Source organism: Streptomyces clavifer (assembly GCF_036345975.1).
Classification (GTDB): Bacteria; Actinomycetota; Actinomycetes; order Streptomycetales; family Streptomycetaceae; genus Streptomyces; species Streptomyces clavifer.
In genome coordinates, this window is sequence record NZ_CP107793.1 from 4,385,476 (window position 1) to 4,407,382 (window position 21,907).

Below are 21,907 nucleotides of genomic sequence, written 5' to 3' on the forward strand. Positions count from 1 at the left end.
GGCCCGGCGGCGGTCCGCGCCCGCTGCGGTAGGTTGCGGACCATGCGGACCACGGGGACATGGAGCGTCGGCGCTTGCCGCCGGCTGGGCGCGGCTGGTTCGGCGGCGGCAGCGGCGGGCGGCTGGGCCGTCGGCACGCTGCCCGCCCGTGACCCGTGGGGCCTGTGGGTCCCGCACGGGCCCGTGGTGACCGCGGCGGGTTACGCACTGGCGTACGGCGGTCTGACCCTGCTCGTCGTCTCCTGGTGGCTGTACGGCAGGGCGGGCGCCTCCGTCCGCCACTCCCTCGTCACCCTCGTCTGGTGGGCGGCCCCGTTCGTCCTGGCGCCGCCGCTCTACAGCGCCGACGTCTACAGCTACATCGCCCAGGGCGCGATGGTCTCCGAGGGCCACGACGTCTACGGCACGGGACCCTCGGTCCTGGACCCCGCAGGGCCCGGCGGGGACGCCGCGGCGAGTGTCGGCGGCCACTGGACCGAGACCCCCGCACCGTACGGCCCGTTCTTCCTCGTGCTCGCGCGGGGCGTGGCCTGGGCCACGGGCGGCACGATCGTGCCCGCCGTGCTGGGCCTGCGGATCGTCGCCCTGGGTGCGCTGGCCCTGATCGCGTGGGCGCTGCTGCACCTCGCCCGCGAGCACGGCCGCAGCGCGGGCGCCGCACTCTGGCTGGGGGCGCTCAACCCGCTGCTGCTCATGCACGTGGTCGGCGGCGTCCACAACGACGGGCTGATGACGGGCCTCATGCTGGCGGGTGCGGTGCTCGCGCTGCGCGGCAGATGGATCACCGGCGCGGCGCTGATCGGGCTCGCGATGATGGTCAAGTCCCCCGCGGCGGTCGCCCTGCTGTTCGTCGGCGTGGTGGTGGGCCGGGCCGCGACCGGCCCGCTCGTACGGAGGGTGGCGAAGGGGCTGCTCGGGCCCGGGCTGGTCGCCGGGGCGGTCGCCGTCCTCGCCACGCTCCTCGGCGGCACCGGGTTCGGCTGGCTGGGGACCCAGAGCGTCGCGGGGCGCATACACACCGCCCTGTCGGTCAGCAGCGACCTCGGACTGGGACTCGGCGAACTGCTGCGGCTGCTCCTCGGCACCGACCCCGATCCGGTCAAGTCGGCCGTGCAGAACCTGGGTCTGCTGGTCGCCCTCGTGCTGATCGCCGTCCTCGCCCGACGCTCCTGGACCGGCCGCACGGAACCGGTCCACGCCCTGGGCCTGGCGCTGCTGGTGCTGGTGGCCCTCTCACCGATGGTGCAGCCGTGGTACCTGCTGTGGGGGACGGCGGTGGTCGCGGCCACCGCGGGTGAGGGCCGCGTCCGGAACGTGGTGGCGGTGCTGTCGGCGGCGCTCGTGTACGAGACGCAGCCCTCGGGGTCGACGCCCCCGTACGGCTTCGTGCTGGCCGGCCTCGCGTGCGTGGCCGGATTCCTGCTGCTGCGCCGCGAGGCGGCGGCCCGGGCAGCGGCCGTGGTGCCGGGACCGCGCCGGCCGGAGAACGCGGGCGGCGGCGCGGAGGAAGTGGGCGCGGACGCGGCGGAAGTGGGCGCGGGCTCGGAGGCCGGCGCCTCGACCGGGGCACGCGGGGTGTGAAGGGGACGCGAGGAAGCGCACGAAAGGACCGTCACTCCCGAGCGGGGGAGTGACGGCCCTCGGCCGTGCCGAAGCGTCCGGCGTGCTTGTGAATCAGAGAACGCGGACCGCGCCCGACGGCGGGTCGTAGTCCAGGGACTTCTGCACCACACCGGTGCTGGAGTTCTGGGCACCGACGAACTGGCCGCCGCCCACGTAGATCCCGACGTGGTACGCGCTGCCCGCACCGCCCCAGTACAGGATGTCGCCCGGCTGCAGGCTGTCGAGCGAGACCTGGGTGCCGAACGTCGACTGGCTCTGCGAGACGCGCGGCAGGTCGACGCCCACCGTGCGGAACGCGGCCTGGACCAGCCCGGAGCAGTCCCACGAGTTGGGGCCGGTGCCACCGGAGACGTAGGCGTCCCCGATCTGCGCCTGCGCGAACGCGACCACGGACGCCGCGGAGCCCGTGGCGTTCGAGGAGTACGACGGAGACGAGGCGGACGTGGTGGAGCCCGACGAGCCCGAGGAGGCGCTCAGGGTGGTGCGCTCGGCCGTGCGGGAGGCACGCTCGGCGGCGGCCTCCGCCTTCGCCTTCGCGGCCGCCTCGGCCTTCCTCTCGGCCTCGGCCTTGCGGACCGCCTCGGCCTTGGCCTTCTTGGCGGTCTTCGCGGCGACGGCCGCCGCGGCGTCCTCGTGCGCCTGCGTCTCCAGGTCGAGGGCGACCTGCTGCGTCGCCTGGGCGGACGCTGCGACGGTCGTGGAGAGCCCGGCCGTGATGGTGGGCATCTCGAGGGTCTGGGTGACCGGCTCGGCCTGGGCCGGTCCGGCGGCGCCGGCGACCGCGATGGTGCTGAGGACGCCACCGGCAACTCCTGCCCGCAGTGCCGTCTTCGAGGCACTCTGGCGCGGCTTCCGGTGGCTGGGTATGTGAGCGGTGTGGGACATGGGTACTAGCGCTATCAGGGCCTTAGGGGGCCCCGTCAAGAAACGTGTGTTGCGACACAGTTACGTTCGGAACCTGTGAATCCGCTTATTTGCGGCCCTTATTGACGCCGTAACGGGCAAAACGGTCACACGTGATCAAGGTCGTGATCACGGCGTTTCAGCAATACGCCCGAATTGCCCGTCACTTACCATCCGTTCACACGGATGGCCAAGCCCGCTTTACTTGGAGCACATGTGCAGTGACGCAGGTCACAGCATGGCTCCCCCGCGAGCGGCAACCGCGCACCCGCGTCCCGAAGGGGAGCCGGGAGCGATTGGCTTGTTGTGGCCGCATGACCTCCTGGTGGGTCAGGTCCGTTCGGCCGGCGCCCTGTCGGTGCTCCTCCGGAGGTCCGGCCCGTACGCGTGCGGCGTCGGGTCCGGGGTGACCGGAGGGCGCGTCGGCCGTCGGGTCCGGGGTCGGCCGGAGGGGGTCCGGCGATCCGGCCGGAGGGGCGCGGCGGACCGCGGGGCGACGCCGGGGGGTCCGCCGGCGTCCCGGCCCGGGGCCGACCGTCGATCAGGTCCGGGGCGGGGCGGCTCCGTTGTCCGCGCCCCGGACCCCCGAGTGCTCGCCCGGCGGCGCGGTCCGCGGTCCGTCCCCACGCGCGCCCGGAAGTTCGTGAATGCGCGCACATTGTCCACATCGGTACCCGGAACCCCCTCGTCCGGGTGGGTTCATGTGCGGCCGATGCCTATATCACCCACATACCGTCCATCACCAATTTGCTTGTATCGGCTGTCCATTGGTAGTGCCACACGCTCTTGACCAGCACCGACGCCACCAGATGTCACGTCTCGTAACCACTCGGCCGCTTCGCGTACGAAGATCACCGCTCATCCGGCTTCATGATCGTTCGTCAGGTGGTGGAGATCACAAAGGTGGTGACGCACCCCGTGTCGCAGATCACAGGACGGCAGGCATAGGATGCGGGGCAGTCGGGCTTGTGAACTGCCTCACATGTGCACGATCTTGATGAGGTGGCGAGCCGGTCGCCCGATGCGGTCCAACGGTCAAGGACGACTGGAAGGAGCGAGGAGCGTGAATGCCTACGCGCCCATCCTCGTGCTCGGCGCCCTCGGGGCGGGGTTTGCGATCTTCTCCGTGGTCATGGCCACGCTTATCGGCCCCAAGCGGTACAACCGGGCAAAACTCGAAGCGTACGAGTGCGGTATCGAACCCACCCCGACTCCAGCCGGAGGCGGCCGTTTTCCCATCAAGTACTACCTGACGGCGATGCTGTTCATCGTCTTCGACATCGAGATCGTCTTCCTCTATCCCTGGGCGGTCACCTTCGACGCCCTGGGGATCTTCGGGCTCGTGGAGATGCTGCTCTTCGTGCTCACCGTCTTCGTCGCCTACGCGTATGTGTGGCGCCGGGGCGGCCTGGAATGGGACTGAGGGGCTGAGGGGCACACCATGGGACTCGAAGAGAAGCTGCCAAGCGGCTTTGTTCTGACCACTGTCGAGCAGGCCGCCGGCTGGGTACGGAAGTCGTCCGTCTTCCCCGCCACCTTCGGCCTCGCCTGCTGCGCCATCGAGATGATGACGACCGGGGCCGGGCGTTACGACCTGGCCCGGTTCGGGATGGAGGTCTTCCGCGGTTCGCCGCGGCAGGCGGATCTGATGATCGTGGCGGGGCGGGTCAGCCAGAAGATGGCGCCCGTCCTGAGGCAGGTCTACGACCAGATGCCGAGCCCCAAGTGGGTCATCTCCATGGGGGTTTGTGCGTCATCCGGCGGAATGTTCAATAATTACGCCATTGTGCAGGGTGTTGATCATATTGTTCCGGTCGATATCTATTTGCCGGGGTGCCCGCCGCGCCCCGAGATGCTGATCGACGCCATCCTCAAGCTCCACCAGAAGATCCAGGGCTCCAAGCTCGGGGTCAACGCGGAGGAGGCCGCCCGCGAGGCGGAGGAGGCGGCACTCAAGGCACTGCCCCTGATCGAGATGAAGGGGCTGCTCCGGTGAGCGACGACCAGAACACGAACAGCGGCCAGGTGCCCGCCCCGCGCGACGACACCGGTGAGGTCATCGGCGTACGCAAGGGAATGTTCGGCGCCGACAACGGCGGCGACACCTCCGGATACGGCGGACTCGTCCGCACCGTCACCCTGCCGGGTGCCTCGTCCCGCCCCTACGGCGGCTGGTTCGACGAGGTGGCCGACGAGCTGGAAGGGGCCCTGGAGGAACAGGACCTGCTCCCCTCCAACGCCATCGAGAAGACGGTCGTCGACCGGAACGAGATCACCTTCCACATCGCCCGCGAGCACCTGCTCCAAGTCGCGCGCACCCTGCGCGACGACCCGGCCCTGCGCTTCGAGCTCTGTACGGGCGTCAGCGGTGTGCACTTCCTGGGGGACAAGGGCCGCGAACTGCACGCGGTCTACCACCTGCGGTCGCTCACCCACGGACGGCTGATCCGCCTGGAGGTGTCCGCCCCCGACAGCAATCCGCACGTCCCGTCCCTCGTCGAGGTCTACCCGACCAACGACTGGCACGAGCGCGAGACCTACGACTTCTTCGGGCTGGTCTTCGACGGGCACCCCGCCCTGACCCGGATCATGATGCCGGACGACTGGCAGGGCTTCCCGCAGCGCAAGGACTACCCGCTCGGCGGCATCGCCGTCGAGTACAAGGGCGCCCAGATCCCGGCTCCGGACCAGCGGAGGTCGTACAGCTGATGACTACTCCCCGATCACACCCGTCTCCCGGCCACCACCCCTCGTCGGGTCCCGCCGCGGCACCCCTGTCGGACTCCCGCGACACGACCGAGGGGACCGTATATACAGTCACCGGCGGCGACTGGGACGAGGTCGTCGAATCCGCCGCCGCGTCGGACGACGAACGCATCATCGTCAACATGGGCCCGCAGCACCCGTCCACGCACGGTGTGCTGAGGCTGATCCTGGAAATCGACGGCGAGACCGTCACGGAGGCCCGCTGCGGTATCGGCTACCTCCACACCGGCATCGAGAAGAACCTCGAATTCCGGAACTGGACCCAGGGCACCACCTTCGTCACGCGCATGGACTACCTGACCCCGTTCTACAACGAGGCGGCGTACTGCCTCGGGGTCGAGAAGCTCCTCGGCATCGAGGAGCAGATCCCCGACCGGGCGACCGTCCTGCGCGTGCTCCTGATGGAGCTCAACCGGATCTCCTCGCACCTGGTGTGCGTCGCCACCGGCGGTATGGAGCTCGGCGCGACGACGATCATGATCTACGGCTTCCGCGATCGTGAACTCGTTCTCGATCTCTTCGAGCTGATCACCGGCCTCCGGATGAACCACGCGTTCATCCGGCCCGGCGGACTCGCCCAGGACCTGCCCCCCGGCGCGGTCGACCGGATCCGCGAGTTCGTGAAGACCATGAAGAAGAACCTGCCGGAGTACGACAAGCTCGCCACCGGCAACCCCATCTTCAAGGCCCGCATGCAGGACGTCGGTTACCTCGACCTGGCCGGCTGCATGGCGCTCGGCGCCACCGGCCCGGTCCTGCGGTCCGCCGGACTCCCGCACGACCTGCGCAAGACCAACCCGTACTGCGGCTACGAGAACTACGAGTTCGACGTGCCCACCGCGGACAGCTGCGACTCCTACGGCCGCTTCCTCATCCGCCTGGAGGAGATGCGCCAGTCGCTCAGGATCGTCGAGCAGTGCCTGGACCGGCTGGAGCCGGGCCCGGTCATGGTCGCCGACAAGAAGATCGCCTGGCCCGCGCAGCTGGCGCTCGGCCCCGACGGCCTCGGCAACTCGCTCGACCACATCAAGAAGATCATGGGCACCTCCATGGAGGCCCTGATCCACCACTTCAAGCTGGTGACCGAGGGCTTCCGGGTCCCCGCCGGACAGACGTACACCGCCATCGAGTCCCCCAAGGGCGAGCTGGGCGTGCACGTCGTCTCGGACGGTGGCACCCGCCCGTACCGGGTCCACTTCCGTGACCCGTCGTTCACCAACCTCCAGGCCATGGCGGCGATGTGCGAGGGCGGCCAGGTCGCCGACGTCATCGTCGCCGTCGCGTCCATCGACCCCGTGATGGGAGGCGTCGACCGGTGACCGCGCCCAAGCAGGAAGTCAGTCTGGGGATGCCGCAGCTCCCCGCCCCCGCCTACCCGGCCGACGTACGCGTCCGGCTCGAAGCGGACGCGAAGGAGGTGATCGCCCGCTATCCCGACAGCCGTTCCGCGCTGCTGCCGCTCCTGCACCTCGTGCAGTCGGAGGAGGGACACGTCTCCCGCACGGGCATGGCCTTCTGCGCCGAGCTCCTCGGTCTCACCACCGCCGAGGTCACCGCGGTCGCCACCTTCTACACGATGTACCGGCGCCGGCCGAGCGGCGACTACCAGGTCGGGGTCTGCACCAACACCCTGTGCGCGGTCATGGGCGGCGACGCCATCTTCGACCGGCTCAAGGACCACCTCGGTGTCGGCAACGACGAGACGACCGAGGACGGCAAGGTCACCCTCGAGCACATCGAGTGCAACGCGGCCTGTGACTTCGCGCCCGTCGTGATGGTCAACTGGGAGTTCTTCGACAACCAGACGCCGGAGAGCGCGACCCGTCTCGTCGACGACCTGATCGCCGGCCGGACCGTCGAGCCCACCCGCGGCGCGCCCCTGTGCACGTACAAGGAGACGGCCCGCATCCTGGCCGGCTTCCCCGACGAGCGCCCCGGCGCCGTCGAGGCGACCGGCGGAGCGGGCGCCGCCTCACTGATCGGGCTGAAGCTCGCCAAGGGCGAGGCCGCCCCGCAGGCCCGCGTGGTCTCACCTCGCGGCGAGGCCCCGGGCGACCGTCCGCAGAAGGGCGCCGAGCACCTCAGCTCGCACGACGCGCCGCAGCAGACCTCGGCCTCCGATCCGGATCACCCGGCCGGGCCCGCCGCCGAGGAGGGGGAGTGATGACCTTGGCAGCCGAGATCGACCAGAACGGGACCAGCCCGGAGAAGCTCCTGACTCCCGTCCTCTCCGCCTTCTGGGACGAGCCGGAGTCCTGGACCCTGGACACCTACCGCCGCCACGACGGTTACGAGGGGCTGCGCAAGGCGCTGGCCATGTCGCCGGACGACCTCATCGCGTACGTCAAGGACTCCGGTCTGCGCGGACGCGGCGGTGCCGGCTTCCCCACCGGGATGAAGTGGCAGTTCATCCCGCAGGGCGACGGCAAGCCGCACTACCTGGTGGTCAACGCCGACGAGTCGGAGCCGGGAACCTGCAAGGACATCCCGCTCCTCTTCGCGAACCCGCACAGCCTCATCGAGGGCATCGTGATCGCCTGCTACGCGATCCGCTCGTCGCACGCCTTCATCTACCTGCGCGGCGAGGTGGTACCCGTCCTGCGGCGGCTGCACGAGGCCGTGCGTGAGGCGTACGAGGCCGGGTACCTGGGGAAGGACGCCCTGGGCCCGGGACTCGACCTGGAACTCACGGTCCACGCCGGTGCGGGCGCGTACATCTGCGGCGAGGAGACCGCCCTGCTCGACTCGCTCGAAGGACGGCGCGGCCAGCCCCGGCTGCGTCCGCCCTTCCCCGCGGTCGCCGGTCTGTACGCCTGCCCCACCGTGGTGAACAACGTCGAGTCCATCGCCTCGGTTCCCGCGATCCTCAACCGGGGCAAGGACTGGTTCAAGTCCATGGGCAGCGAGAAGTCCCCGGGCTTCACGCTGTACTCGCTCAGCGGACACGTCACCGGCCCCGGCCAGTACGAGGCCCCGCTCGGCATCACGCTGCGCCAGCTGCTCGACATGAGCGGCGGCATGCGCGCGGGCCACCGCCTCAAGTTCTGGACCCCCGGCGGCTCCTCCACCCCGATGTTCACCGACGAGCACCTCGACGTCCCGCTGGACTACGAGGGCGTCGGCGCCGCCGGATCCATGCTGGGCACCAAAGCGCTGCAGTGCTTCGACGAGACCACCTGCGTCGTACGGGCCGTCACCCGCTGGACCGAGTTCTACGCCCACGAGTCCTGCGGCAAGTGCACACCGTGCCGTGAGGGCACCTACTGGCTCGTCCAGCTGCTCCGCGACATCGAGGCCGGCAAGGGCGAGATGGCCGACCTCGACAAGCTCAACGACATCGCCGACAACATCAACGGCAAGTCCTTCTGCGCCCTCGGTGACGGTGCCGCCTCGCCGATCTTCTCCTCGCTGAAGTACTTCCGCGAGGAGTACGAGCAGCACATCACCGGCAAGGGCTGCCCCTTCGATCCCGCCAAGTCGACCGTCTGGGCCGACGACAAGAACGCTCACCGGGGGGTGAACGCATGACAGTCACCACGAGTGCGCCCTCCGGGGGCGGCGAGGCGGCCATCCCGCCCGAGGACCTGGTCACGCTGACGATCGACGGCATCGAGATCAGTGTCCCCAAGGGCACCCTGGTCATCCGCGCCGCCGAGCTCCTCGGCATCGAGATCCCGCGCTTCTGCGACCACCCGCTCCTCGACCCGGCCGGCGCCTGCCGGCAGTGCATCGTCGAGGTCGAGGGCCAGCGCAAGCCGATGGCGTCCTGCACCATCACGTGCACCGACGGCATGGTCGTGAAGTCGCAGATCACCTCACCGGTCGCGGAGAAGGCCCAGAAGGGGGTGATGGAGCTCCTGCTCATCAACCACCCGCTGGACTGCCCGGTCTGCGACAAGGGCGGCGAGTGCCCCCTGCAGAACCAGGCGATGTCGCACGGCGGCGCCGACTCCCGCTTCGACGGGAAGAAGCGCACCTTCGAGAAGCCCGTCCCCATCTCCACCCAGGTGCTGCTGGACCGCGAGCGGTGCGTGCTCTGCGCACGCTGCACCCGGTTCTCCAACCAGGTGGCCGGCGACCCGATGATCGAACTGATCGAGCGCGGCGCCCTCCAGCAGGTCGGTACGGGGCAGGGCGACCCCTTCGAGTCGTACTTCTCCGGGAACACCATCCAGATCTGCCCGGTCGGCGCGCTCACCTCGGCGGCGTACCGCTTCCGCTCACGGCCCTTCGACCTGGTGTCGACGCCGTCGGTGTGCGAGCACTGCGCGGGCGGCTGCGCGACCCGGACCGACCACCGGCGCGGCAAGGTCATGCGGCGGCTCGCCTCCAACGACCCCGAGGTCAACGAGGAGTGGCTCTGCGACAAGGGGCGCTTCGGGTTCCGCTACGCCCAGCAGCGCGACCGGCTCACCACTCCGCTCGTGCGCAACGCGGACGGTGTCCTCGAAGCGGCGAGCTGGCCCGAGGCGCTGGCCGCCGCGGCGGCCGGCCTCTCCGCCGCCCGCGGCAGGGCCGCCGTCCTCACCGGCGGCCGGCTGACCGTCGAGGACGCCTACGCGTACAGCAAGTTCGCGCGGATCGCCCTCGGCACCAACGACATCGACTTCCGCGCCCGGATCCACAGCGGTGAGGAGGCCGACTTCCTGGCCGCGCGGGTGGCCGGGCGCGGACGCGACCTGGACGGCGGCGGGGTCACGTACACCTCGCTGGAGAAGGCCCCGGCGGTCCTGCTGGCCGGTTTCGAGTCGGAAGAGGAGGCGCCCGGCGTCTTCCTGCGGCTGCGCAAGGCCCACCGCAAGCACGGGCAGCGGACGTTCGCTCTCGCCTCGCACACCACCCGGGGCCTGGAGAAGGCGGGCGGCACCCTGCTCCCCGCCGCGCCCGGCACCGAGACCGAGTGGCTGGACGCGCTCGCGGGCGGGGTCGGCCTGGACGGTGAGGGAGCCGTGGCAGCCGAGGCGCTGCGCGGTGAGGGCGCCCTGATCGTCGTGGGCGAGCGGCTCGCCGGAGTGCCCGGTGCGCTGACCGCCGTCGTACGGACCGCCGCCGCGACCGGAGCCACGCTCGTGTGGATCCCGCGGCGGGCCGGTGAGCGCGGTGCCCTGGAGGCCGGAGCGCTCCCGTCAGTGCTGCCCGGCGGCCGTCCGGCGACCGATCCGCGGGCCAGGGAGGAGGTGGCGTCCGTCTGGGGCGTCGCCGAACTGCCCTCCCGCTTCGGCCGCGACACCGGCCAGATCGTGGAGGCCGCAGCCACCGGCGAGCTGGCCGCGCTGCTGGTCGCGGGCGTCGACCCCGAGGACCTGCCGGACCCGGCCCGCGCCGTGGAGGCGCTGGAGGCGGTCGGCTTCCTGGTCTCGCTGGAGCTGCGCCCCGGCGCGGTCACCGAGCGCGCCGACGTGGTCCTGCCCGTCGCCGCCGTCGCGGAGAAGCCCGGCACCTTCCTCAACTGGGAGGGCCGGGCGCGCATGTTCGAGGCCGCGCTCAAGCCCGAGCAGTTGCCGCGCACGCTCTGCCCGACCGACGCGCGGGTGCTGCACATGCTGGCCGACGCACTGGACGTGCACCTCGCCCTGCCGGACCTGCGTGCGGCGCGCCGCGAGCTGGACCGGCTCGGCGGCTGGCAGGGCACCCACGCCGAGGACCCGCGGGCGACGTCCCGGCCGGTGCCCCGGGCCGGCGACGGCGAGGCGGTCCTCGCGGGCCACCGGATGCTGCTCGACCGGGGCCGGCTGCAGGAGGGCGACGAGGCCCTGGCCGGTACCCGGCACGCGGCCGTCGCCCGGCTGTCCGCCACCACGGCGGCCGAGACCGGTGTGAAGGACGGCGACCTGCTGGCCGTCACCGGCCCGGCCGGCACCACGGAACTCCCGCTGGTGGTCACCGACATGCCGGACCGTGTGGTGTGGGTGCCGCTCAACTCCGTCGGCCGGGGCGTCCCGGCCGACACGGGTGCGGTCCCCGGTGCGCTGGTCCGGATCGGTCCCGCCGCCCCGGGTTCCCACGACGCCGCATCGGAGGTACGGGCGTGACTGGCCTCGTCCCACTCGCGACGGCACCGCACAGTGCCGTCCTCGCCGCCGAGGATCTCTCGATGTTCGGCACGGACCCCTGGTGGCTCGTCGTCGTCAAGGCGGTGTTCTGCTTCGCGTTCCTGATGGTGACCGTGCTCTTCTCCATCGTGTGGGAGCGCAAGGTCGTCGCCTGGATGCAGTTGCGCATCGGCCCGAACCGGCACGGTCCCTGGGGCATGCTCCAGTCGCTCGCCGACGGCATCAAGCTGATGCTCAAGGAAGACGTCGTCGTCAAGCGGGCCGACAAGGTCGTCTACATCCTGGCGCCGATCATCGCCGCGGCCCCCGCGTTCATGGCGATCGCGGTGATCCCGTTCGGCCCGTCCGGCAACGAGGTGTCGATCTTCGGGCAGCGCACGACGATGCAGCTGACCGACCTGCCGATCGCGATGCTGTACATCCTCGCGATCGCCTCCGTCGGCATCTACGGCATCGTGCTGGCCGGCTGGTCCTCCGGATCGACGTACCCGCTGCTCGGCGGTCTGCGCTCGTGCGCCCAGATGATCAGCTACGAGATCGCCATGGGCGCCGCGTTCGCCTCGGTGTTCCTCTACTCCGGCTCGATGTCGACCTCGAAGATCGTGGAGGCGCAGGAGGACCGCTGGTTCATCATCCTGCTGCCGGTCTCCTTCATCATCTACGTCGTCACGATGGTCGGGGAGACCAACCGGGCCCCGTTCGACATGCCGGAGTCCGAGGGTGACCTGGTCGGCGGCTTCAACACCGAGTACTCCTCGATCAAGTTCGCGATGTTCATGCTCGCCGAGTACGTCAACATGGTCACCGTCTCCGCGGTCTCCGTGACCCTCTTCCTGGGCGGCTGGCGGGCTCCGTACCCGATCAGCACCTTCTGGGAGGGCGCGAACCACGGCTGGTGGCCGATGCTCTGGTTCGTCATCAAGGTCCAGCTGCTGCTGTTCTTCTTCATCTGGCTGCGCGGCACCCTGCCCAGGGTCCGCTACGACCAGCTGATGAAGCTGGGCTGGAAGGTCCTGATCCCGGTCTCCGTGGTCTGGCTGATGCTGGTCGCCACGGTCAGGGCGCTGCGCAACGAGGGGTACGACTTCTCGAAGATCGTGCTGTACGTCGCCGGGGCCGTCATCGCGATCCTGCTGATCTCCTTCGTCGCCGACATCTTCCGGGACCGGAAGGCCAAGGCCGTCGAGGCCGAGGCCGGACCCGAGCCGGCGTTCGACCCGATGGCGGGCGGATTCCCGGTGCCGCCGCTGCCCGGCCAGACCCTGCCCCCGGTGCCGCGCCGAAGGCCACGACGCGAGCGCGAGCTCGTTGTCAGTGGCGGGCCGGATACTCAGGGTGACGAAACCGCGAGTGGCGGACGTACGAGTGACGGAAAGGAGGCTGACGGTGTCTGAGTCCTCAGAGCACCCGGAGTCCTCAGGGGAGAAGTTCCTGAATCCGGTGGCCGGCTTCGGCGTGACCTTCAAGGCCATGTTCAAGAAGCGGCTGACCGAGCAGTACCCGGAGACGCAGAAGGTGACGGCGCCGCGCTTCCACGGCCGGCACCAGCTCAACCGTCATCCGGACGGACTGGAGAAGTGCGTCGGCTGCGAGCTGTGCGCCTGGGCGTGTCCGGCGGACGCCATCTACGTGGAGGGCGCGGACAACACCGACGAGGAGCGCTACTCCCCGGGGGAGCGCTACGGCCGCGTCTACCAGATCAACTACGCGCGCTGCATCCTGTGCGGGCTCTGCATCGAGGCGTGCCCCACCCGGGCACTGACCATGACGAACGAGTTCGAGCTCGCCAACACCACCCGCGAGAGCCTGATCTACACCAAGGACGAGCTGCTCGCGGGGCTGGAGGAAGGAATGGTCGACAGCCCGCACGCGATCTTCCCCGGCATGGACGAACAGGACTACTACCGGGGCCTGGTGACCGAGGCCGCGTCCGGTACGGAGCGCCAGACGGCCGTCTCCAAGGGCGAATCGGACAAGGGGGCGGACGCATGACCTCCGGCCTGGCCGCAGCGGCCACCCTCACCTCGACCGGCGAGGCCGTCCAGTTCTGGCTGCTCGGCACCGTCGCCGTCGTCGGCGCGCTCGCCACCGTCCTGATGAAGAAGGCGGTGCACAGCGCGCTGTCGCTGGCCGGCACCATGATCGTGCTGGCCGTCTTCTACCTCGCCAACGGCGCCTACTTCCTGGGCATCGTCCAGGTCGTCGTCTACACCGGCGCGATCATGATGCTGTTCCTCTTCGTGGTCATGCTCGTCGGCGTCACGGCGGCGGACTCGCTCAAGGAGACCCTCAAGGGCCAGCGCTGGCTGGCCGCCGCCTGCGGCCTCGGCTTCGGCATCCTCCTGATCGCCGGTATCGGCCAGGCGTCGCTGAGCAGCTTCAACGGCCTGGGTGCGGCGAACGCCCGGCACGGCGGGAACGTCGAGGGCCTCGCCAACCTCATCTTCACCAAGTACGTCTTCGCGTTCGAGATCACGGGTGCCCTGCTGATCACGGCGACCGTGGGCGCGATGCTGCTCACGCACCGCGAGCGCACCGAACGCGCCAAGAGCCAGCGGGAGATGTCGCAGGAGCGGGTGCGCAGCAGCCACCTGCCACCGCTGCCCGCCCCCGGCGTCTACGCACGGCACAACGCCGTGGACATCGCCGGACTGCTGCCGGACGGGACCCCGTCCGAGCTCACCGTCATGCAGACGCTGCGGCGGCGCGGCCAGATCCGCGACGTGTCGGACGAGTCGCTGGCCGACCTCAAGGCGCTGGAACAGCGCTCCGGGGAGCGGCTGGGCCGTGACCGCGCGGACGACGGCCTCGCGAAGAACGACAGCGCGGGCAAGGACCTCGCAGAAGATGGGGAGGAGGTCGCCAAGTGAATCCGGTCAACTACCTGTACCTCGCGGCCCTTTTGTTCACGATCGGTGCCTCCGGCGTGCTGATCAGGCGGAACGCGATCGTGGTGTTCATGTGCATCGAGCTGATGCTCAACGCCTGCAACCTCACGCTCGTCGCGTTCTCCCGGATGCACGGAAACCTCGACGGCCAGATCATCGCCTTCTTCACGATGGTCGTCGCCGCCGCGGAGGTCGTCGTCGGGCTCGCGATCATCGTGTCGCTGTTCCGTTCCCGCCACTCGGCCTCGGTCGACGACGCCAGCCTGATGAAGCTGTAAGGGGTCGGAATCGTGGAAAACCTGATTGCGCTGCTGGTCGCGGCGCCTCTGCTCGGAGCGGCGGTCCTGCTGTGCGGTGGCCGCCGGCTCGACCGGGCCGGCCACTGGATCGGCACCCTGTTCGCCGCCGCGTCCTTCGTCGTCGGTGTCGTGCTGTTCATCGACATGCTGGGCAGGGGCGCCGACGACCGCACCCTGCACCAGAAGTTGTTCAGCTGGATTCCCGTCGAGGGGTTCCAGGCCGACGTGGCCTTCCAGCTCGACCAGCTGTCGATGACGTTCGTCCTGCTGATCACGGGTGTGGGCACACTGATCCACATCTACTCGATCGGCTACATGGAGCACGACGAGCGCCGTCGCCGCTTCTTCGGCTATCTGAATCTGTTCCTCGCGGCGATGCTCATCCTGGTCATCGCGGACAACTACCTGCTGCTGTACGTCGGGTGGGAGGGCGTCGGTCTGGCGTCGTACCTGCTCATCGGCTTCTGGCAGCACAAGCCCAGCGCGGCGACCGCCGCCAAGAAGGCCTTCCTGGTCAACCGGGTCGGCGACATGGGCCTGTCCATCGCGATCATGCTGATGTTCACCACGTTCGGCACCTTCGCCTTCGGCCCCGTGTTCGAAGCGACCGGGGACACCAGCGAGGGCAAGCTCACGGCGATCGGTCTGATGCTGCTCCTCGCGGCCTGCGGCAAGTCGGCCCAGGTGCCGCTGCAGTCCTGGCTGGGTGACGCGATGGAGGGCCCGACCCCGGTCTCGGCCCTCATCCACGCCGCCACCATGGTGACCGCGGGCGTGTACCTCATCGTCCGTTCCGGCGCGATCTTCAACGCGGCGCCGGACGCCCAGCTGGTCGTCGTCATCGTCGGTGCCGTCACCCTCCTCTTCGGTGCGATCGTCGGTTGCGCGAAGGACGACATCAAGAAGGCCCTCGCCGGGTCGACGATGTCGCAGATCGGCTACATGATCCTGGCCGCGGGCCTCGGTCCCATCGGCTACGTCTTCGCGATCATGCACCTGGTGACCCACGGCTTCTTCAAGGCCGGGCTCTTCCTCGGCGCCGGTTCGGTCATGCACGGCATGAACGACGAGGTCGACATGCGGAAGTACGGCGGCCTGCGGAAGTTCATGCCGGTCACCTTCGTCACCTTCGGCCTCGGCTACCTGGCGATCATCGGATTCCCGGGCCTGTCCGGCTTCTTCTCCAAGGACATGATCATCGAGGCGGCCTTCGCCAAGGGCGGCACCGAGGGCTGGATCCTCGGCTGCGTCACCCTGCTGGGCGCCGCGATCACCGCGTTCTACATGACGCGCGTGATGCTGCTGACGTTCTTCGGAGAGAAGCGCTGGCAGCCGGACGCGGAGGGCCACGAGCCGCATCCGCACGAGTCACCGAAGTCGATGACGATCCCGATGATCGTGCTGGCCTTCGGGTCGGTCTTCGCGGGAGGCTTCTTCTCCATCGGCGACCGTTTCATGCACTGGCTCGAGCCCGTCACCGGACACGACCACGGACACGCACCGGTCAGCGCGACCACCGTCACCGCCGCCACCATGGTGGTGCTCGTCATCGGTGTCGCCATCGCCTGGACCATGTACGGGCGCAAGCCCGTACCCGTCGTCGCCCCGCGCGGCTCGCTGCTCACCAGGGCGGCCCGCCGGGATCTCCTCCAGGACGACTTCAACCACGTGGTCCTGGTCCGCGGCGGCGAGCACCTCACGCGCTCCCTGGTCTACGTCGACCACACGCTGGTCGACGGCGTCGTCAACGGCACGGCCGCCTCGATGGGCGGGCTCTCCGGCCGGCTGCGCAAGCTGCAGAACGGCTATGCCCGCTCCTACGCGGTCTCGATGTTCGGCGGTGCGGCGGTCCTCATCGCCGCAACCCTGCTGATGAGGGCGGTCTGATCCCATGTCCTTTCCCCTCCTGACAGCGACGGCGGCGCTCCCGGCGATCGGCGCGATCGTCACCGCCGCCGTCCCCGCCGCACAGCGCGCCGCGGCCAAATGGCTCGCGCTGTTCTTCTCGCTGGGCACCCTCGTCCTGGCCGGCATCGTGTTCGTCCGCTTCGAACCCGGCGGCGACCGCTACCAGCTGACCGAATCGCACGCCTGGATCGCGGACTTCGGCGTCCGGTACGAGCTGGGGGTCGACGGCATCGGGGTGGCGCTCCTCGCGCTCACCGCGCTGCTGATCCCCTTCGTCATCCTGGCCGGCTGGCACGACGCCGACCCCCTGGAGACGAAATCCTCCCGGTGGCGGCCCACCCAGGGCTTCTTCGCGCTGATCCTGATGGTCGAGGCGATGGTGATCCTCTCCTTCGAGGCCACCGACGTCTTCCTCTTCTACATCCTCTTCGAAGCCATGCTCATCCCGATGTACTTCCTCATCGGAGGCTTCGGGGACCGGGCGCACGCGGGCACCGACGAGAACGCGGCGGCCCAGCGCAGCTACGCGGCCGTGAAGTTCCTCCTCTACAACCTCGCCGGCGGGCTCATCATGCTGGCCGCCGTCATCGGGCTCTACGTGGTCGCGGGCAGCTTCTCGCTCTCCGAGATCGCGGAGGCCCGGGCCAACGGCTCGCTGGAGATGGCGAGCAGCACCGAGCGGTGGCTGTTCCTGGGATTCTTCTTCGCCTTCGCCGTGAAGGCCCCGCTGTGGCCACTGCACACCTGGCTGCCCAACGCCATGGGCGAGGCGACCACCCCGGTGGCCGTCCTGATCACCGCGGTCGTCGACAAGGTCGGCACCTTCGCGATGCTCCGCTTCTGCCTCCAGCTGTTCCCGGAGGCCAGCAAGTGGGCCACACCGGTGATCCTGGTCCTGGCGCTCATCTCCATCATCTACGGGGCGCTGCTCGCGGTCGGCCAGCGCGACATCAAGCGGCTCATCGCCTACGCGTCGATCTCGCACTTCGGCTTCATCGTGCTCGGCATCTTCGCGATGACGAGTCAGGGCCAGTCCGGCGCCACGCTCTACATGGTCAACCACGGGCTGTCGACGGCCGCGCTGATGCTGGTCGCCGGATTCCTGATCACCCGGCGCGGCTCGCGCCTCATCGCCGACTACGGCGGGGTGCAGAAGGTGGCGCCGGTGCTGGCGGGCACGTTCCTGGTCGGCGGCCTGGCGACGCTCTCGCTGCCCGGCCTCGCGCCGTTCGTGAGTGAGTTCCTCGTCCTGGTCGGCGCGTTCAGCGCGTATCCGGTGGTCGGCGTCATCGCCACCCTGGGCATCGTGCTCGCCGCCCTCTACGTCCTCGTCCTCTACCAGCGGACGATGACGGGACCGGTCGGGGAGAAGATCGGGGGCATGCCCGACCTCAGGGTCCGTGAGCTGGCGGTGGCCCTCCCGCTGATCGCCGTGCTGATCTTCCTGGGCGTCTTCCCGAAGCCGCTCACCGAGGTCGTCAACCCGGCGGTGCAGCACACCATGCAGGACGTACAGAAGAAGGACCCCCAGCCCGAGGTGGAGGCCGCCAAGTGAGCGCAACAGCTGTCCACAGCCTGTGGACAAGGGCGGGCGAGGTGACGACGGCCGCGCCGGGCGACAAGTTCACCGCCCCGACCATCGAGTACGCCCAACTGGCTCCCGTCCTGATCGTGGTCGGTGTCGCCGTCCTGGGCATCCTGGTGGAGGCCTTCGTCCCGCGCCGGGCCCGGTACACCACGCAGGTGTTCCTGACGGTCGTCGCCCTCGCCGCCGCGTTCGCCGCGGTCGTGGGGCTCGCGGCCGGCGGGTACGCCGGCGAGAAGGCGCAGATCGCCGCGATGGGCGCCGTCGCCGTCGACGGACCCACCCTGTTCCTGCAGGGCACCATCCTGCTCGTCTCGATGGTCTCCGTGTTCACCTTCGCCGAACGGCGCCTCGACCCGGCCGCGCACGGCAACCGCGTGGACTCCTTCGCCGCGCAGGCCGGTGCGGTCCCCGGCAGCGACAGCGAGAAGGCGGCGGTCAAGGCCGGGTTCACCACGACCGAGGTCTTCCCGCTGGTCCTCTTCTCCGTGGCGGGCATGCTGGTCTTCCCGGCCGCCAACGACCTGCTGACCCTCTTCATCGCGCTCGAGGTCTTCTCCCTCCCGCTCTACCTCCTGTGCGCCGTCGCCCGCCGCAAGCGGCTGATGTCGCAGGAGGCCGCGGTGAAGTACTTCCTGCTCGGCGCCTTCTCCTCGGCGTTCCTGCTCTTCGGCATCGCACTGCTCTACGGCTACGCCGGCACCGTCTCGTACGCAGGCATCGCGAACGTCGTCGACGGCACCGTCCAGGAGATCGACCCCGCGCTCGCCTCCACCATGGGCAACGACGCGCTGCTGCTCATCGGCGCCGCGATGATCCTCATGGGGCTGCTCTTCAAGGTCGGCGCGGTCCCGTTCCACATGTGGACCCCGGACGTCTACCAGGGCGCGCCCACCCCGGTGACGGGCTTCATGGCCGCGGCCACGAAGGTCGCCGCGTTCGGCGCACTGCTGCGCCTGCTGTACGTGGTGCTGCCCGGCCTCACCTGGGATCTGCGTCCGGTCATGTGGGGCGTCGCGATCGTCACGATGCTGGGCGGGGCGATCGTCGCGATCACCCAGACCGACATCAAGCGGCTGCTGGCCTACTCCTCGATCGCGCACGCGGGCTTCATCCTCGCCGGTGTCATCGCGGCCAGCCCGGAGGGCGTCTCGTCCGTCCTCTTCTACCTGGGCGTGTACTCCTTCGTGACGGTCGGCGCATTCGCCGTCGTCACCCTGGTGCGCGACGCGGGCGGTGAGGCGACGCACCTGTCGAAGTGGGCCGGGCTCGGCCGGCGCTCCCCGCTGACGGCGGCCGTCTTCGCCGTGTTCCTGCTGTCCTTCGCCGGCATCCCGCTCACCTCGGGCTTCTCCGGCAAGTTCGCCGTCTTCAAGGCGGCGGCGGACGGCGGCGCGGGCGGACTGGTGGTGGTCGGTGTGATCTCGTCGGCCATCGCCGCGTTCTTCTACCTGCGGGTCATCGTCCTCATGTTCTTCAGCGAGCCGAAGGCGGACGGCCCCACGGTCGCCGTCCCGTCCCCGCTGACGATGACCACGATCGCGGTCGGTGTCGCGGTCACCCTGGTGCTGGGCCTGGCCCCGCAGTACTTCCTGGACCTGGCGAGCCAGGCGGGAGTGTTCGTGCGGTAACGCACAGCAGCACCACGACGACGCCGGACGGGCCCTGGAAGTCAAGCCCGTCCGGCGTTGTCGTACACGGCGCCTATGGTTGCTGTGGACGGTTGGACAGCGACACGGACGGTACGGACGGGCGGACGGGAACGATGAGTGTGACGACCGAGAGCGCCGCGCAGCAGACGCTGCACAGGGTGTTCGGGTACGAGGCGTTCCGCGGCGAGCAGGGCGCGGTGATCGAGCACGTGGTCGCCGGCGGTGACGCCGTGGTGCTCATGCCCACCGGCGGCGGCAAGTCCCTCTGCTACCAGATCCCCGCCCTGGTCAGGCCCGGCACCGGCATCGTGATCTCGCCGCTGATCGCCCTCATGCAGGACCAGGTGGACGCCCTGCGGGCGCTCGGTGTCCGCGCGGGTTTCATGAACTCCACGCAGGACTTCGACGAGCGCCGCTCGATGGAGGCCCAGTTCCTGGCGGGCGAGCTCGATCTGCTGTACCTGGCCCCCGAGCGGCTGCGCCTGGACTCCACCCTCTCCCTGCTGGCCCGCGGCGAGATCGCCGTCTTCGCCATCGACGAGGCGCACTGCGTCGCCCAGTGGGGCCACGACTTCCGCCCCGACTACCTGGCCCTGTCCGTCCTGGGGGAGCGCTGGCCCGATGTGCCGCGCATCGCGCTGACGGCCACCGCCACCGAAGCCACGCACGGGGAGATCACCCAGCGCCTGGGCATGTCCGAGGCGAAGCACTTCGTCGCCGGTTTCGACCGGCCCAACATCCAGTACCGCATCGTGGGCAAGTCCGACCCGAAGAAGCAGCTCCTCACCTTCCTCGAGGAGGAGCACGCGGGCGACGCCGGCATCGTCTACTGCCTGTCGCGCAATTCGACGGAGAAGACCGCCGAGTACCTCTGCCGCAACGGCATCGAGGCCGTCCCGTACCACGCGGGCCTGGACGCCGCGACGCGCGCCCGGCACCAGTCGCGCTTCCTGCGCGAGGAGGGCCTGGTCGTCGTCGCGACCATCGCCTTCGGCATGGGCATCGACAAGCCCGACGTACGCTTCGTCGCCCACCTCGACCTGCCGAAGTCCGTCGAGGGCTACTACCAGGAGACGGGCCGCGCGGGCCGTGACGGGGCACCGTCCACGGCCTGGATGGCGTACGGGCTCCAGGACGTCGTCCAGCAGCGCAAGCTGATCCAGGGCGGTGAGGGCGACGAGGCCTTCCGGCGCCGGGCCGCCTCGCACCTCGACTCGATGCTGGCGCTCTGCGAGACCGTCCAGTGCCGCCGCGCCCAGCTCCTGAAGTACTTCGGGCAGGAGCCCGGCGAGCAGACCTGCGGCAACTGCGACACCTGCCTCACCCCGCCCGAGACGTGGGACGGCACGGTGGTGGCGCAGAAGCTGCTGTCCACCGTGGTCCGGCTGAAGAGGGAACGCGGGCAGAAGTTCGGTGCCGGGCAGATCATCGACATCCTGCTGGGCCGCAAAACCGCGAAGATCATCCAGTTCGACCACGACCAGCTCTCGGTGTTCGGCATCGGCGAGGAGCTGGCCGAGGCGGAGTGGCGCGGCGTGGTGCGCCAGCTGCTGGCCCAGGGGCTGCTCGCGGTCGAGGGGGAGTACGGCACGCTGGTGCTGACCGAGGAGAGCGGTTCCGTGCTCGGCCGGGAGCGCGAGGTCATGCTGCGCAAGGAGCCGAAGAGGCCGACCTCCCGGTCCGGCGGCTCGGGAGAGCGCAAGGCCAAGTCGGCTGCGGCGGCGGCAGACCTCCCTGCGGAGGCCGTGCCGGTCTTCGAGGCACTGCGCGCCTGGCGCGGCGCCCAGGCCAAGGAGCTGGGAGTCCCGGCGTACGTGATCTTCCACGACGCGACGCTGCGCGAGATCGCCGCCCTGCGCCCCGGTTCCCTCGCGGAGCTGGGCGGGATCAGCGGCCTGGGCGAGAAGAAGCTGGCGACGTACGGCGACGGCGTGCTGGAGGTGCTGGCCGGGCTGGGAGACGCGACGCCGGGCCCGGACGGCGCGGACCCCGCCCCCGCCGTGCCGGAACCCGCTGCCCGGCCGGCCGTGGTCCCGCCGGGGCCGGAAGCCGCGCGCGCCGCCGAGCCGACGCGACCGGTGCGGGCCGCACGGGCGGAGCAGGACGCGGATGCGCACTTCGGCTGGGACGAGGAACCGCCCGAGTTCGAGTGAGCGCGCGTGAGCGCGCGACGGGCGGCGACGGGTCCGCTCCGGCGGCGCGGGGCGGTGGCGGATCCAGCGGATTCACC

General features: G+C 70.0%; 17 protein-coding genes. 16 read left to right on the forward strand and 1 reads right to left on the reverse strand.

What is annotated here, in order from left to right; genetic code table 11:
* Nucleotides 1-42 precede the first annotated feature (42 nt).
* The gene (gene mptB, locus OG927_RS19175; RefSeq protein ID WP_330320520.1) at nt 43-1,581 is read left to right on the forward strand and encodes a polyprenol phosphomannose-dependent alpha 1,6 mannosyltransferase MptB; all 1,539 of its coding nucleotides are present in this window, start codon (nt 43-45) and stop codon (nt 1,579-1,581) included.
* A gap of 93 nt (nt 1,582-1,674) precedes the next feature.
* Here the strand turns inward: mptB and OG927_RS19180 are convergent, their stop codons facing one another.
* Complete coding sequence (locus tag OG927_RS19180; protein ID WP_056796830.1) at nt 1,675-2,508, reverse strand: C40 family peptidase; 834 nt, start codon at nt 2,506-2,508, stop codon at nt 1,675-1,677.
* Between the two features lie 1,081 nt (nt 2,509-3,589).
* On the opposite strand from OG927_RS19180, the gene OG927_RS19185 reads away from it, so the two are divergent.
* From OG927_RS19185 to recQ, 15 genes are all read left to right on the forward strand, one after another.
* Complete coding sequence (locus tag OG927_RS19185) at nt 3,590-3,949, forward strand: NADH-quinone oxidoreductase subunit A (protein WP_003992243.1); 360 nt, start codon at nt 3,590-3,592, stop codon at nt 3,947-3,949.
* Between the two features lie 18 nt (nt 3,950-3,967).
* Nucleotides 3,968-4,522 (forward strand): NuoB/complex I 20 kDa subunit family protein, encoded by a 555-nt coding sequence (locus OG927_RS19190; protein ID WP_014154689.1) that lies wholly within the window; start codon nt 3,968-3,970, stop codon nt 4,520-4,522.
* A complete protein-coding gene (locus OG927_RS19195) occupies nt 4,519-5,235 on the forward strand; it encodes an NADH-quinone oxidoreductase subunit C (RefSeq protein ID WP_330320521.1) in 717 nt (238 codons plus the stop codon). Before OG927_RS19190 ends, OG927_RS19195 begins: the two co-directional genes overlap by 4 nt.
* Nucleotides 5,235-6,611, forward strand: a complete 1,377-nt coding sequence (locus OG927_RS19200) for an NADH-quinone oxidoreductase subunit D (RefSeq protein ID WP_330320522.1) — start codon at nt 5,235-5,237, stop codon at nt 6,609-6,611. Before OG927_RS19195 ends, OG927_RS19200 begins: the two co-directional genes overlap by 1 nt.
* Nucleotides 6,612-6,640: 29 nt before the next feature.
* Nucleotides 6,641-7,456, forward strand: a complete 816-nt coding sequence (gene nuoE / locus OG927_RS19205; RefSeq protein WP_056796823.1) for an NADH-quinone oxidoreductase subunit NuoE — start codon at nt 6,641-6,643, stop codon at nt 7,454-7,456.
* Nucleotides 7,456-8,820 (forward strand): NADH-quinone oxidoreductase subunit NuoF, encoded by a 1,365-nt coding sequence (nuoF, locus tag OG927_RS19210; protein WP_056796820.1) that lies wholly within the window; start codon nt 7,456-7,458, stop codon nt 8,818-8,820. The genes nuoE and nuoF overlap by 1 nt, the downstream gene beginning before the upstream one ends.
* Nucleotides 8,817-11,324 carry an NADH-quinone oxidoreductase subunit G gene (locus OG927_RS19215; RefSeq protein WP_056796818.1) on the forward strand — a complete coding sequence of 836 codons (2,508 nt, stop codon included), beginning with the start codon at nt 8,817-8,819 and terminating at the stop codon, nt 11,322-11,324. The genes nuoF and OG927_RS19215 overlap by 4 nt, the downstream gene beginning before the upstream one ends.
* Nucleotides 11,321-12,739 (forward strand): NADH-quinone oxidoreductase subunit NuoH, encoded by a 1,419-nt coding sequence (nuoH, locus tag OG927_RS19220; RefSeq protein WP_056796815.1) that lies wholly within the window; start codon nt 11,321-11,323, stop codon nt 12,737-12,739. The genes OG927_RS19215 and nuoH overlap by 4 nt, the downstream gene beginning before the upstream one ends.
* On the forward strand, nt 12,732-13,337 hold the full coding sequence (nuoI, locus tag OG927_RS19225; protein WP_209469933.1) for an NADH-quinone oxidoreductase subunit NuoI: 606 nt from the start codon (nt 12,732-12,734) through the stop codon (nt 13,335-13,337). Before nuoH ends, nuoI begins: the two co-directional genes overlap by 8 nt.
* Nucleotides 13,334-14,215: an NADH-quinone oxidoreductase subunit J gene (locus OG927_RS19230; RefSeq protein ID WP_056796807.1), complete on the forward strand. Its 882-nt coding sequence runs from the start codon at nt 13,334-13,336 to the stop codon at nt 14,213-14,215. The genes nuoI and OG927_RS19230 overlap by 4 nt, the downstream gene beginning before the upstream one ends.
* The gene (nuoK, locus tag OG927_RS19235; protein WP_056796805.1) at nt 14,212-14,511 is read left to right on the forward strand and encodes an NADH-quinone oxidoreductase subunit NuoK; all 300 of its coding nucleotides are present in this window, start codon (nt 14,212-14,214) and stop codon (nt 14,509-14,511) included. Before OG927_RS19230 ends, nuoK begins: the two co-directional genes overlap by 4 nt.
* A 12-nt stretch (nt 14,512-14,523) precedes the next feature.
* Nucleotides 14,524-16,419, forward strand: a complete 1,896-nt coding sequence (nuoL, locus tag OG927_RS19240; RefSeq protein ID WP_330320523.1) for an NADH-quinone oxidoreductase subunit L — start codon at nt 14,524-14,526, stop codon at nt 16,417-16,419.
* A 4-nt stretch (nt 16,420-16,423) separates the two neighbouring features.
* Complete coding sequence (locus OG927_RS19245; protein WP_330320524.1) at nt 16,424-17,995, forward strand: NADH-quinone oxidoreductase subunit M; 1,572 nt, start codon at nt 16,424-16,426, stop codon at nt 17,993-17,995.
* Entirely contained in the window at nt 17,992-19,656 is a 1,665-nt protein-coding gene (gene nuoN / locus OG927_RS19250) for an NADH-quinone oxidoreductase subunit NuoN (RefSeq protein ID WP_209469930.1), read from the forward strand. Before OG927_RS19245 ends, nuoN begins: the two co-directional genes overlap by 4 nt.
* Nucleotides 19,657-19,790: 134 nt before the next feature.
* The gene (gene recQ / locus OG927_RS19255) at nt 19,791-21,830 is read left to right on the forward strand and encodes a DNA helicase RecQ (RefSeq protein WP_056797754.1); all 2,040 of its coding nucleotides are present in this window, start codon (nt 19,791-19,793) and stop codon (nt 21,828-21,830) included.
* Nucleotides 21,831-21,907 lie beyond the last annotated feature (77 nt).

What these genes read in the sequence shown, in the direction of transcription:
- mptB (WP_330320520.1), top strand. Translation starts at nt 43, where the DNA reads ATGCGGACCACGGGGACATGGAGCGTCGGCGCTTGCCGCCGGCTGGGC.
- OG927_RS19180 (WP_056796830.1), bottom strand. Translation starts at nt 2,508, where the DNA reads ATGTCCCACACCGCTCACATACCCAGCCACCGGAAGCCGCGCCAGAGT.
- OG927_RS19190 (WP_014154689.1), top strand. Translation starts at nt 3,968, where the DNA reads ATGGGACTCGAAGAGAAGCTGCCAAGCGGCTTTGTTCTGACCACTGTC.
- OG927_RS19200 (WP_330320522.1), top strand. Translation starts at nt 5,235, where the DNA reads ATGACTACTCCCCGATCACACCCGTCTCCCGGCCACCACCCCTCGTCG.
- nuoE (WP_056796823.1), top strand. Translation starts at nt 6,641, where the DNA reads ATGCCGCAGCTCCCCGCCCCCGCCTACCCGGCCGACGTACGCGTCCGG.
- nuoF (WP_056796820.1), top strand. Translation starts at nt 7,456, where the DNA reads ATGACCTTGGCAGCCGAGATCGACCAGAACGGGACCAGCCCGGAGAAG.
- OG927_RS19215 (WP_056796818.1), top strand. Translation starts at nt 8,817, where the DNA reads ATGACAGTCACCACGAGTGCGCCCTCCGGGGGCGGCGAGGCGGCCATC.
- OG927_RS19230 (WP_056796807.1), top strand. Translation starts at nt 13,334, where the DNA reads ATGACCTCCGGCCTGGCCGCAGCGGCCACCCTCACCTCGACCGGCGAG.
- OG927_RS19245 (WP_330320524.1), top strand. Translation starts at nt 16,424, where the DNA reads ATGTCCTTTCCCCTCCTGACAGCGACGGCGGCGCTCCCGGCGATCGGC.
- recQ (WP_056797754.1), top strand. Translation starts at nt 19,791, where the DNA reads ATGAGTGTGACGACCGAGAGCGCCGCGCAGCAGACGCTGCACAGGGTG.